Source organism: Marinifilum sp. JC120 (genome assembly GCA_004923195.1).
Classification (GTDB): domain Bacteria; phylum Desulfobacterota; class Desulfovibrionia; order Desulfovibrionales; family Desulfovibrionaceae; genus Maridesulfovibrio.
Genome location: RDSB01000012.1, coordinates 17,727 through 30,950, shown reverse-complemented (window position 1 = coordinate 30,950; position 13,224 = coordinate 17,727). Strand labels below are relative to the sequence as shown.

Sequence of the window (13,224 nt, the reverse complement as noted above, 5' to 3'; positions counted from 1 at the left end):
CCCCTGATCCAAAAAGCAACAGACAATCTGGAAAATCAAATTCAGGAAAGCAACCTTTCGCGCAATAAAAATATCAATGGTCTGTAGCCGTACACAATCCCTGCTGGAGATACATAAAACTTGTGCACAGCTACTTAACACAAGATACAAACAGTTTTACTTGCGCGGATAATGTGGTTCTGTCCAGATTTTTTTGCGTTTTTTAGCAAAAAAAACTAGTTTTTATACGTTATATATCAGAATTACACTATTTTATCCGAATAAGAACAGCAGAGTTCAAGACCCCACAGGTATGTGGGTAATACCCCGTCATAAACAACCGAATTAACTATTGAATTTTACCACTAAAACAATTATCAGCAACAACTGAGCAAAACAATATAATCAGGAAGTAAAATAATGACCTCAATAAATTCTGCAATTTATTCAGATTTTGACAAATGGATTGAATTGGCAAGAGAAGTGGAGCACTTATTTGGCCCCATGGCGGATGAACCAGGATTCCACGAGGGATTAAAACAAGCAATAGAAAAGGGTACTGCCTTTTCTATTAAAGATAAGCAAAATCAGACCTTAGAGTTACTTGGAGGAATTGTTATAGTCCCAGAACTTAACGAAATTGCTTGGTTTGCTGTAGCTAAAAAAGCCAGAGGCAAAGGAATAGGCAACGAACTACTGGACTACGCTATAAAGAAATTGAGCAACGAACGGCCCATTACAGTCACCACCTTTGCTCCTGAAATAAAATCCGGGACACCGGCAGTAAAGCTTTACAAAAAATTAGGTTTCAAACAAACCAAGCAAGGCCCCGTAAATCCTGCGGGATTTAAAACTGTAGTCATGGAAAAGGCCCCGAACTGAATTCAGTTCAGGGCCAATTAGCCAGTATTAGTTTGCACTTTGCATTTTTCTTTTTTCACGCCACTCCATAAAACCCATTAATAAATCCCATTCAATGGGGATAATGAACAAAGTCAGGAAAGTAGCGGTACAAAGTCCGGTCACAAATGTTGAAGCCATGGCTCCCCAGACGAGTGAATAGGAGGGAAAGCCCACCGCCATTGGCAGCAGTCCCAACGTGGTGGTCAGGGTAGTTAAAAGAATAGGCCGCAAGCGGATACGGACGCCCTCGCGCATGGCATCTTTACGGCTCATGCCCGATTTATAAAGCTTGTTCATAAAATCCAACAGCACCAGCGAATCGTTGACCACAACCCCGGTTACCCCCACTGTGGCAATAAAACTGTTCACCGTAAAAATAGTCTGGGAAAAAAATGTTCCCAAAATCACCCCGGTCAGGGAAAAGATCACAGCAGAAAGAATGATCACCGGCTGGGCATAAGACTGGAACTGGGTAGCCAGAATCAGGTAGATGATCAGGATAGCTGTCATGAAGGCGTAAATCAGCGAAGTGTAAGACTTGCGGGTGGATTCATATTCACCGGAGAAGTTCACGGTGGCACCGGGAAAATCATCGCGCACGGAATCATAGAATTCACTGACTATATTCACCGCTGCCGGAGATGAAAGACGCGATCCGGATTTAATATTGGCGGTGATGGTCACTGCCCGCTGACTCATAAAGCGGTTAAACTGCCCCGGTTCCATATATATGGATACATCGCAGATATCGCCGATCCTGACCGGGCTTTCATTATGTTCCAGCACGGGTACGGAAAGGGCATCCTCCGGGTTATTTAGGTAGCGGGGATCAATCTTAAGGCGCAGGTCTACATCTTCATCGGAAAGCCTGAATTCACCCACAAAGCGACCATCCAGCACAGAACCTGAGAGGCTGGCCACCTGTTTCGGGGTCAGCCCGTATTCAGCAACCCGTTCATTAATGGGTTTAAATCTGAAAATACGGTTTGGCGTACCATCGTCAGTGGCAAGGTTGACCAGATGTGGACCAAGCTTATCATTCTCCTTGATAAATTTCATAATCTCCGCAGTAAGCCCTTTCACAGAAGCATGATCTGCACCCAAAACCCTGATATTAAGGTCCTTGCCTGCGGGAGGCCCGTCCTTTTCAGGTCGAACTCTGAAAGTCCAGCCCGGCTGGGCAAATTTTTCAAGTTCATTACGCATGTATTCCAGATGCGCACCCGGATCATTTTCCGGCTCATCCGCAAAAGACTGCTTATCCTTGGCCGGAAGCTCCACCACTATATTACCGAGGTTGGACCCATGGACCATTTCATAATCCTCATTCTGGTAAAACCCGGCAAAGGCGGTGGCGGACTTTGCCATGCCCGGACCCATTTTTTCCACAAACACGGAAATGCGCTTCAACTTATCCGAAGTAACCTCAATGGGTGTAGCCTCCGGGCCATCCAATTCAATGTAATATAGAGAATAGTCGTCCGGGAAAAATTTGATTTTGATCAGTGGAAGTTTCCCGGAAACGGAAACCCCAAGAATAAAAATAGCTGCAACAAAAGCCCCGAAAACAACGCCCAGCGAAATAAACCTGAACCGGGCGACCACAGAAAGGAATTTATCGGTCCATCTGCGCAGCGGACGCATGAAAGCAGGCTCGCGGGTATGCTTTTCCCTGTTTTTCATCAGCCCCTTGGCACCGGGCCAATCCAGAAAATGCGCAGGCAGAATCAGCAGACACTCAATTAATGAGGCGATAAGCGCGAAAGTTACCGCCTTGGGGACCTGCGCGAAGAATTCACCTGTAGATCCGGTCATAATCAGCATGGGCAGAAAAGCGGCCACGGTGGTGGCTGTAGCTGAAAGAACAGGCAGAAAAACTTCAGAAGCACCATCCACTACCGCTTCCTCTAAAGATTTGCCTTCCTGCACATGGCGAAAAATATTTTCCACCACCACAATGGCGTCATCCACTATGATCCCGCTGACCAGCACAAAGGAAAAAAGGGTAATTTGGTTAAGCGAATTCCCGGTCAGCTTCATAATGATCATGGTCACCAAAAAGGCAAAGGGCACCCCGATGGTGGTCAGCATGGCATTCCTGAAACCCATAACCAGATAGATAACCACAAAGACAAGCACAATCCCCACCAAAAGGTTCAGACCCAGCGTACTGATGGCATCTTCAATGTGCAGACGCTGGTCACTGGTCAGGATTAGTTCTACCCCTTCTTTCTCCAGAGCCCCCTTAAACGTATCAACAATCTTCTCCACTTCCTCAGCAATGGTCACCGCGTTACCATCCAAGGATTTCACTACTTTGAGTGTAACTGCACTGCGACCATTAATGGAAGTGATCACTTGCGGATCACGGTAGGAAACCCGCGCATCACTCAGCACATCACCCACAGTTACGAATGATCCGTCGCCATCCATACGCACGATTGTATCGGCGATCTCCTCGCGGGTACGGAACCGCTCATCCACAACAATCACATACTCGCCGCCTGCTGCGGAAAAATCACCTGCCGGAATGGAAATATTGGCATCGGCCAAAGCACGAGCCACATCATCAAACGTCAACTTGAAGCGCACTAGCTTGTGTGGGTCGAGATTCACATGGAATTCACGGGTATATTCCCCTTCCACTTCAACTTCATTTACGCCCTGAATTTTACGCAGCTGAATTTTCATCTCATCAGCCATCATGGACAAAGCCCTGTTGGCGCGGTCTCCCACAAGGCAGACCCTGATTACCGGTAGCCATTCGCTGACATTAATCTCCGTGAAAGTTGGCGGGTCCATTTCACGGGGCAGGTCGTTCTGGATGGAAAGCACCCGGAAACGCAATTCATCATAACCTTTGGCGTAGTCGGTATCATCGAGAAACTTGACCATGATGCTGGTCCGTTCCCGGAACGATCTTGAGCGGATGTATTCCACATTTTCAAGGTCATCCAAGGCATCCTCGATTTTCTTGGTCACCAGAGCTTCCACGTCCGAAGGGGATGCACCGGGAAGGAAACCGGAAATAACCACCTTGCCCATATGAACGTTGGGGTAACGCTCAACAGGCAAATCAGCCATGCTGAAGACTCCAACAATCATCAACAAGATGAAAATGACGTTGATAAAAACCGTCTGCTTAAGTGTAAAACGCATTAATTTTTTCATGATGTGGGATGCCTCCGGCGGCCCTTCGGGGACCAAAGAACCCTTTTGAAAAAGGGTTCTCTGGACTCTCCTAAAACTTTTATCGAGCTTCGCTGCTGGTAAATATAGATATTGCTATGGCTTAGCTAAAAATTCTTCGCCTGCTTTTACAGCCCGTGATGAGACCCTGACTTTTCCATCTTCAGTATCACCAAGCACGAGAACTTTTACCCGCACACCATCCGGGCGAACGATAAAAGTATCATCATAGGCTTTAAGTAGTGCGGACTTGGGAACCACTACAGCCCCGCCGGGATCGGGCATTTCAATATCCAGTTCGGTTCTTAAGCCCCCTCGGAATTCAAACTTGCCCTTGCTAATTTCAAAATCCACTTCCACTTTGCGGGTTTCAGGGTCAAAATCCGGAGAGATGCGTTCCAGTTTGGCAGGAACTTTAATGGAAAGGTCAGGCAGCTTGAGAGTTATATTACTTGATTTACGGATCTTCTTGAGTTCTGGAATAGTCAGAGCGTAGGGCACAAGGAGAGTTTTAAAATTACCCAGCTCGGCTACTTTCTCACCATTGTTAACCCATTCTCCCGGTTCAATATAACGCTTGATCACCCGCCATCCAGCAGGTCCGCGCAGGGTATAGCGACGCAAATGTTCGCGATCCACATTCAACTTGAGCTGAGTGGAACGGAGCAGTGATTCCGCTGATTCAAAATTACGAATATGAAGATCCAGCTCAGATTGAGCAGCTGTATTTCTCTTAACCAACTTGGTATAGCGCTTGGCTTCCTTATCATAATAATTCAAATCAGAACGGAGTCGCTTAAAATCAGCCTGTAATTGCGCTATCTCAAGCTTGATAAAGGTGGGGTCTAGTTCGGCAAAACGTCCGCTCTTTCCCATTGTATCACCTACATCGGAGTACACCTTGGTACACACGGCAGACTCTTCACTGACAAGAGTCATGGCAACCCTCGGACGGGTAAACCCGGTCAGGGTGATTACCCTTGAAGCCTGTGAGGCCTTGAAGGTCTTACCACTCGCCGCTAATGCTTCCGATGCAGATGGACCAACCCATCCAGCTTGAATAAGCAATATATAAATAACCGCTGTTCTAATCATAATATGTTTCATTAATCTATCCTCTATCTAGCCGAATTCATCAATAAGCGAAAAGCACATGCTACCCGCCCCAAAACATCCCGAGGGTTATTATCATCATAACTAAATGTTGCCAAACGCTATGGTCATAGTAAATCAGATTCAACAGCTCTGGTATTTAATTCACTGAATTTTTAACTAAGCACAAAAGACAAGACCGACCATGCATTTTTGATCAAATGCAATGGCCGGTCTCAGGGTATTTGTTATAAAAGACTAAAAATCTGGTCTGGATACTCAGTCAGCACAACTCTCTTTAATGGCGAGTATCTCATCAAGATTAGCAAAAAAAATATCAATCAGATTAGGATCAAAATGCACCCCACGTCCTTGCTTCATAATCTCGAGGGATTTCTCAACAGAAAAGGCTTCCTTATACGGGCGGCGGCTGGTCAAAGCGTCAAAAACATCCGCAACAGCGCAAATCCTTCCCGGGATAGGAATATCATCCCCGGACAAACCGGAAGGATACCCGGAACCGTCCCATTTCTCATGATGACTCAAGGCGATAACTGCCCCCATATCAATATATTCGGAGCTGCCCATGGAAAGAATACTTCCCCCAATAACGGCGTGACTTTTCATAACATCCCACTCTTTGGGCGTAAGTTTGGCGGGCTTAAGTAAAATACGATCCGGAATACCTATCTTACCGATATCATGCATGGGACTGCTGGTATGGATTAATTGAACGGTTTCTTTATCAAGGCCGCTCTTTTCAGCAAGAATGCGACTATATTCAGCCATTCTGATTAAATGATTAGCTGTTTCCTCATCTTTATACTCAGCTGCCGCACAAAGATGATGAATAGTCTCAACATGTGCTTCATCAAGCTTGGACAGGGCTTCGCGTAATTCAAGGGTCCGGCTTTCCACCATTTCATGTAAATCAAACTGAAAAGCAGCGATTTCATCCTGCTGCGCTTTCTGGCGCAACATAGATTCGGTACGCACTTTAAGTTCTACAATATCGATGGGTTTGGTGATAAAATCGTTGGCTCCCACCTCAACCGCTTTGAGCCGGTCACCTTTTTGAGAAAGGGTTGTGACCATTATTACCGGTATGTTTTGAGTTTCGGTATTTCCCCGGATTTTTGCCACAAATTCAAAGCCGTTCATGACCGGCATCATCACGTCACTGAGCACAAGATCGAAGGATCGATCCAGCTTTTCAAGGGCCACAATAGCATTTTCAGCTCCGACCACGTCGTGACCAAGTTTGCTCAAAATACCTTCAAGCAACATAATGTTATGCGGCTCGTCATCTACAACTAGTATTTTTCTTTTGCACTCCATGAAAACCATCCCGTTTATTCAGGCCTTTCTTCAGGAATCGTTATGACTACCACTGTTTCGTTACGCTCATCAAAAGTCGTCATTTCAATTTCATATTGCATGGCATCAGCCATAAGCTTTGCTGAATAAGTACCAAGTCCGGTACCGCTATCTTTACCATAGGTCACATATTTTTGGAAAAAAACATCTCTTATCTGCTCAGGCACAACCCCGGTATTGCGAAAAGAAATTTTGCTGTTTCCGTTACGCATAAATTCGATAACTACTTTTTCCCCGGAAGGCGAGGCTTCAATGGCGTTGGTCAGCAAACCGGAAATAAGAGAATAAATCAATCTTTCCTCACCCCAGACAATAAGCGACCCGCCATCGCTATCTCCTGAACTCAGCATTTCAACTGTAACTTTCTGGGCGGATATCTTTGATCTGCAATGATCAACAACCTGCCTTGCCACACTCATTACGTCCACTTGCAAAGGATAATAATCATATTTCCCAGTTTCCATTTTGAACATATCCAGCGACATATCAATCATGTGCAACATGCTCTTACCGGAATTTTCAATAGTCTTGAGAAGTTCGTGCTGCTGTTCTGTCAGGTTATCATCCATGCACAACAATCCCGGCAGGCCGATAATACCGTTTAACGGAGTTTTCAAATCATGGCGCATAATGAGGTCAACATCAGCCTTAAGCCGTTCAAGCTCTTTCTGATCGCTGATATCTTCCTTTACCGCAACGTAACTGACCAATTCATTTTTTTCATTATATACAGGAGAGATAGAAGCAGATTCCCAGTATAACGAATCATCCTTCTTCCTGTTAACAATGTTACCGCGCCAAGTCTGCCCTCTTACAATAGTGTCCCACATCTCTTTGTAGAACACTTCGTCATGCTTACCGGATTTGAGGACCCTTGGATTCTCACCCAGAGCTTCTTCTTTTGAATAACCTGTTTCTTTGCAGAAATAAGGATTCACATATGTTATATCACCTTCAGTATCAGTAATTACAACAGAGACCGGGGCGTTTTCAATAGCCCGGGTAAGAATTTTCAGCCTTTCCTCGCGTTCCTTGCGCTCAGTAATATCAATGGCGACACCTTCAAAGACATTCTCATCCCGCTCAAAATCATAAGCCATATAACCGAACACAGACATGCAACGTTCGTTACCGTCCGGGGTTGTAAACTCAAGCTCATACTCCACGGTATCAGATTTACCGGATATCACCTGTTCATTCATCTCCATGGCTTTAGTCAAAGAATCTGGTGCAAAATCAACCAAATCAATCCACCGTTTACCTATCCCACTTTCTGCCGAACCATACCCTAAATGGACAAAACCTTCACTTAAACGCAGAAATTCTCCATAAATTGTATGCGAGAAAAAAATAAACTTCCTGCTGAGCTTATTGGTAACGTGATCAAAACGGACTTTGCTTTCCCTGAGTTCAGTTTCCATCAACTGCCGTTCAGTGATATCATGGATAGTTCCATAAGAACGGATCGGCTCACCTTCTGCGTTGTAATTGAACCTGCCTCGCTCTGAAACATATCTTACTTCCCCATCAGGCCTCACAATCCTGTGGTCCAAAGAATACGACTCCCCACTCTCCATTGATTGAAGATAAGCATCACTGACAAGCTTTCGATCCTTGTGATAAACCAGCTTGGAAAAGAAACCTCTTTTAGACGGAGTATATTCTCCCTTGACCACACCGAAGATTTGGTAGGTCTCGTTTGACCACCATATTTTACCGCTTAAAAGATCCATGGACCAATTTCCCAGATGGGCAATTGACTGTGCTTCACTGAGACTGGTTTTGACCATTTCAACTTCAGCATTTTTGGTGATGGTCTTGTAGATGAAAAAAGAAATACTCAAAGCAAATAAGAACAATACCGCATGCAGGATAAGCGATCCGGGAGGAATTACCCCCCACCCGCCATCAGGCATGACTGCAAGCTGCCACGAGCCGTTTGAAAGGGAAACCTGCGTCAGTACAGCTCTTTTTCCAGGATCAAACAATTCGGGATCTCCGTAAAAAACAGACCCGTCAGCTCCCTTGCCATCCACCCCGCGTACAGCAATATTTAAATTATGAGTGCTGGATAAATCGGCACGAACAAAAAGTTCATCCAAATCAATAACCGCCGAAACTATCCCCCAAAAATATTCATTGGAACGCACAAAAACTGGAACCCTGCCTACAAAACCCTTACCGCCCTGAACCAGATCAATCGGCCCGGCCACAATCATTTTTCCAGTATCATGAACCTGTTTTACCTGCTCCCACTGATCAGGATGAAATCTGTAATCCATTCCAAGAACGGCCTCATTACCTTCAAGTGGATAGACATAATCAACAATGTAGTCAGGTGCTACGCCGATATTCTTGATCAGTTTCGACTTGAAAATCATTCCCTGGCAGTAACTTTCCAGTTCACTCGTGCGCAATTCAGGATGGTATGAGACATAGTCAGCCAATCCTTGAATCAGTAAAAGATTACTATTCACTTCCTTTTCAAGTTGAGCTCGAATTGCCGCAGTCTGGTGATAAACAGAAAATTTCTGATCATTTCTGTAACGCTGGTAAAGCTGATACTGGATGAACACATCCAGTATCAGAAATAAACAGGCCACAACTGCCATATATTTAAAAATAGTAATCTTTGTTTCGCGCATAATTAATAAATAGGCCTACCCGTCGCACTTAGTGGATAACGAGCAACCTCTCAAAACAATGAATCCCAAAATTCCGGCAACAATCGATGCCGCTAGAATACTGAATTTGGCTTCCACAATAAACGGAGAGGAAGCATCCCAGGCAAGCGTGGTGATAAAAATGGACATGGTAAAACCGATACCAGCCAACAATGCTGCTCCAAGGAAGTGCCCGGGAACAAGGGTTTTGGGCATTTCGGCAATTCCGCTCTTAACCGCTATCCAACTGGCAAAACATATTCCAATGACTTTACCCACAATTAAACCGGAGAAAATACCAAGACTTACCGGGTGAAAAATATCCAATCCGCCGCCTTCACCACTAAAATTTATTCCCGCATTAGCAAGAGCAAAAATAGGCATAATCCCGAAAGCCACTAAATGGTGGAGGTTATGCTCAATCCTTTTCAACGGAGGACTGGCCATCAAAACATCCCGGTTCATATTTCCGAGAGCAGAAAGCATCTGTTTATTGGAAAGAGTAACTCTGTTTTTATCCCCGCCCATTTCGTATTCCATGAGGTGGTTACGCATGGGAATCAAAAAATCAGTACAGCAAATACGGGTGGAAGCGGGAATGGTCATGGCCGCAAGCACACCGGCCACAGTGGCATGAACTCCACTCTTAAGAAAGGCTAGCCACATCAGGCAACCGAAAAACAGATATGGAAGAGGATGTCGCACACCCAGTCTATTAAGAACAATCATGCACACAAAACAGAGCATGCCCAGTCCGATAATCCAGAGTGATATACCAGATGAATAAAAAATTGCGATAACAAGGATAGCCCCGATATCATCAACAATGGCTACTGCGGTAAGAAAGACCTTCAGGCTCAGCGGAACCCGGTCACCGAGCATGGATAATACGCCCAGTGAAAAAGCAATATCCGTAGCCATTGGAATTCCCCAGCCGTCTGCCGAAGGGGTTCCGTTATTAAAAAATGCATAAGCAAGGGCCGGGACAACCATACCGCCCACAGCCGCGAAAATCGGAAGTGAAGCCTGCCTGAAAGAATTCAGTTCGCCGACCAGAATCTCGCGCTTGATCTCAAGGCCGACCAGAAAAAAGAAAACAGCCATCAACCCGTCATTAATCCACAAAAGAACAGGCTTAGAGAGAATAAAATCCCCTGCCCCCATGGTAAGCGGCATATTTTTAAAAGCTTCGTAAAAATGTGCCCACGGGGAGTTGGCCCAGATCAAGGCAACAATAGTTGCGATAATCAGTACCAGACCTCCAGATGATTCAATCTTAACAAACTCATAAAATGGCTGGAGCATTTTATCAATTTTTGGCTCACTGTTCTTTGTCAAAACTTGTGCTTTGCCCATAGGAACTCCCTGAATATACTACTTATGGATGGTACCCTTTTTTGTTAACACACCCTAACAGGAATGTATGTTGATGGAAATTCTTAAAAGAAAATAATAACAGAAAAAAGCGGGCCCCAGCAACACTGGAACCCGCTACTTGCAATGTGATTGATAGTTCTACTGATTTGAATGCGCTTCCCTGATTCTTGCCGCAATGTATTCCTTGGGCTGGGCATCGTCTGCATCAAAGCAATTGGCATCCTGACCAAGAAGACCTTCCGGGACAAAATCAGCCATTTCATCAGGGTCTGTAATGCAGTCACCGTAAAAGCATACGGAAAGCCAGCGGTTGGCGGGATCATCATCAATAACATCCACCATCACAAAAAGGGGCCATTTATCCTGCCCTTTTTTCACTCCGCGCAAAGAATAGGTAACCCCTGGACGGGCGTGGAACTCAATTTCTGTATTATCAAGAGATTCCAGAATCTGCTTGAATTCAACAAAAACATCTTTCACACCAGCAGGATCTTCAGTCCATTCGGAAATAAAATTTTCCAGCTCCATTTTGCAAAACTCCTTGGTTGAGTATTATCACTTCCCGGAACGGGTAAAACGAATACGACCTGAAAAAGACAAGAACTCACGATCAGGACATAATTTCGTCACTTTTTTGCGATATTCATACTCCTATGAAGAAATATGGGCAATGACCAATTGACAGAGGTCTTTGATTCAATGTAAGTGAACTGTATTCCTCAAGGTAATCATAAAATTTTGGATACAGTTTAATGAAATCAGCACAGGATATATTTACTGAATATCTGACCCGTCAGAGACTTAAGATGACCCCCCAGCGTAGGACAATTCTGGAAGTGTTCCTTGCCGAGGAAGGCCATATCTCTTCAGAAGAACTGTACAATCTTGTTCGTACAGAAGATTCGTCCATCGGGCAGGCTACTGTTTACCGTACCCTGAAACTGCTTGCCGATTCCGGCATTGCCAAAGCTGTCGACTTCAACGACGGCGTCATCCGCTATGAGCATAAGTACGGTCATGAGCATCATGACCATCTTGTCTGCGAACGTTGCGGTAAGACTATCGAGGCTGTGGATAACGAAATTGAACATCTACAGGAAGAACTCGCCAAGAAATATGGCTTTGAACTTACCCATCATGAGATGTATCTTTTCGGCGTCTGCAAGGAGTGCCAGGGAAAAAGCGATAAATAACGCATAAAATTTCCTTACACACACTTAAAAACGCCGCCTGAAATCAGACGGCGTTTTTTTTTGCATCACTAAAATATTTAATCACGGCAATTGGCGGGATTTCATAATCCCATTTCATCTTAATAACACAAGGCTGCAAAGCCCCGCTAAACAGAGGATTGTATGATCAAGCCCGACTTTGAAAAAATGAACGGTCTGGTACCGGCCATTGCTCAGGATGCCGAAACCGGTGAGATCCTGATGATGGCTTACATGAACGAAGAAGCATGGAATAAGACGCTTGAAACCGGCGATGCCCATTATTGGAGCAGAAGCCGCAACACCCTCTGGCATAAAGGCGGAACATCCGGTCATGTACAAAAAATCAAATCCATAAAGATTGATTGTGACGAGGACACCCTCGTATTGCTCGTGGACCAGATCGGCGGTGCAGCCTGCCACAAAGGATACAGAAGCTGTTTTTATCGTGAACTTAAGGAAGGCGAAGTAATTAAATGTTCGCCCATGGTTTTTGACCCTAAGGAGGTATACAAATAATGTCTAAGCAACTGAAAATCGGATTGCCCAAAGGTTCTTTGCAGGATGCAACAATCAAACTATTTGCCAAATCCGGCTGGAAAGTAAACCTGCACCACAGAAACTATTTTCCCGATGTAAACGATGATGAGCTGAACATTTCCATGTGCCGTGTTCAGGAAATTTCCCGCTATATCGAAGATGGTGTTCTGGACTGCGGTCTTGCCGGAAGAGACTGGGTTCTGGAAAACAAATCCGATGTTCTTGAAGTATCAAGCCTTGTGTACTCAAAAGTCAGCAACCGTCCGGCACGCTGGATTCTGGCTGTAGCAGGTGACTCTCCCTACAAGAAACCAGAAGACCTTGCTGGAAAAAAAATTGCTACTGAGCTGCTCGGTGCCACCAAAGAATACTTTGAGTCCAGAAATATTGATGTAGACGTTTTCTACTCCTGGGGTGCCACTGAGGCAAAAGTAGTTGAAGGCCTTTGCGATGCCATTGTCGAAGTTACCGAAACCGGCACCACCATTAAAGCCCATGGCCTGCGCATTATTGACGAGGTTATGTCCACTAACACCGTACTCATCGTTAACAAGGACGCCTGGAATGATCCTTGGAAACGTAAAAAGATTGAAAATATCAACCTGCTGCTCCAAGGCGCGCTGCGGGCTGAAAAAATGGTCGGCCTGAAAATGAACATGCCCAAGGCTTCACTTGAAAGAGCCATGGAAGTAATGCCAAGCTTAAATTCACCCACCGTATCCGATCTTTCTGATCCTGAATGGGTATCAGTGGAAATTATGGTCGAGGAAGTGGTTGTGCGTGAGCTCATCCCCGAACTCATCGACATGGGTGCGGAAGGAATTATTGAGTATCCGCTTAATAAAGTTATCTAGCTTTCAAATACCCACATAAAAATGGGACGGTGGAGATTA

At 45.0% G+C, this 13,224-nt stretch carries 10 protein-coding genes; 4 read left to right on the top strand and 6 right to left on the bottom strand.

Annotated elements, in window-relative coordinates:
• Positions 1-399: 399 nt before the first annotated feature.
• On the top strand, positions 400-861 hold the full coding sequence (locus D0S45_12635) for a GNAT family N-acetyltransferase (protein ID TIH14653.1): 462 nt from the start codon (positions 400-402) through the stop codon (positions 859-861).
• 27 nt (positions 862-888) lie between these two features.
• On the opposite strand, the gene D0S45_12630 is transcribed toward D0S45_12635, so the two are convergent.
• The 6 genes from D0S45_12630 to D0S45_12605 all read right to left on the bottom strand — a co-directional run bounded on the left by D0S45_12630 (position 889) and on the right by D0S45_12605 (position 11,108).
• A complete protein-coding gene (locus D0S45_12630) occupies positions 889-4,053 on the bottom strand; it encodes an efflux RND transporter permease subunit (protein TIH14652.1) in 3,165 nt (1,054 codons plus the stop codon).
• A 114-nt stretch (positions 4,054-4,167) separates the two neighbouring features.
• A complete protein-coding gene (locus D0S45_12625; protein ID TIH14651.1) occupies positions 4,168-5,178 on the bottom strand; it encodes an efflux RND transporter periplasmic adaptor subunit in 1,011 nt (336 codons plus the stop codon).
• 264 nt (positions 5,179-5,442) lie between these two features.
• Positions 5,443-6,501 carry a response regulator gene (locus tag D0S45_12620; protein ID TIH14650.1) on the bottom strand — a complete coding sequence of 353 codons (1,059 nt, stop codon included), beginning with the start codon at positions 6,499-6,501 and terminating at the stop codon, positions 5,443-5,445.
• A 14-nt stretch (positions 6,502-6,515) separates the two neighbouring features.
• Positions 6,516-9,185 (bottom strand): PAS domain S-box protein, encoded by a 2,670-nt coding sequence (locus tag D0S45_12615; protein ID TIH14649.1) that lies wholly within the window; start codon positions 9,183-9,185, stop codon positions 6,516-6,518.
• Positions 9,186-9,200: 15 nt separating this feature from the next.
• A complete protein-coding gene (gene nhaA / locus D0S45_12610) occupies positions 9,201-10,559 on the bottom strand; it encodes a Na+/H+ antiporter NhaA (protein TIH14648.1) in 1,359 nt (452 codons plus the stop codon).
• Positions 10,560-10,718: 159 nt separating this feature from the next.
• On the bottom strand, positions 10,719-11,108 hold the full coding sequence (locus D0S45_12605; protein TIH14647.1) for a hypothetical protein: 390 nt from the start codon (positions 11,106-11,108) through the stop codon (positions 10,719-10,721).
• Positions 11,109-11,332: 224 nt separating this feature from the next.
• Between D0S45_12605 and D0S45_12600 the strand changes: the two genes are divergently transcribed.
• From D0S45_12600 to D0S45_12590, 3 genes are all read left to right on the top strand, one after another.
• A complete protein-coding gene (locus D0S45_12600) occupies positions 11,333-11,773 on the top strand; it encodes a transcriptional repressor (protein ID TIH14646.1) in 441 nt (146 codons plus the stop codon).
• Positions 11,774-11,935: 162 nt separating this feature from the next.
• A complete protein-coding gene (gene hisI / locus D0S45_12595; protein ID TIH14645.1) occupies positions 11,936-12,310 on the top strand; it encodes a phosphoribosyl-AMP cyclohydrolase in 375 nt (124 codons plus the stop codon).
• Entirely contained in the window at positions 12,310-13,185 is an 876-nt protein-coding gene (locus tag D0S45_12590; protein TIH14644.1) for an ATP phosphoribosyltransferase, read from the top strand. The genes hisI and D0S45_12590 overlap by 1 nt, the downstream gene beginning before the upstream one ends.
• Positions 13,186-13,224: the final 39 nt, after the last annotated feature.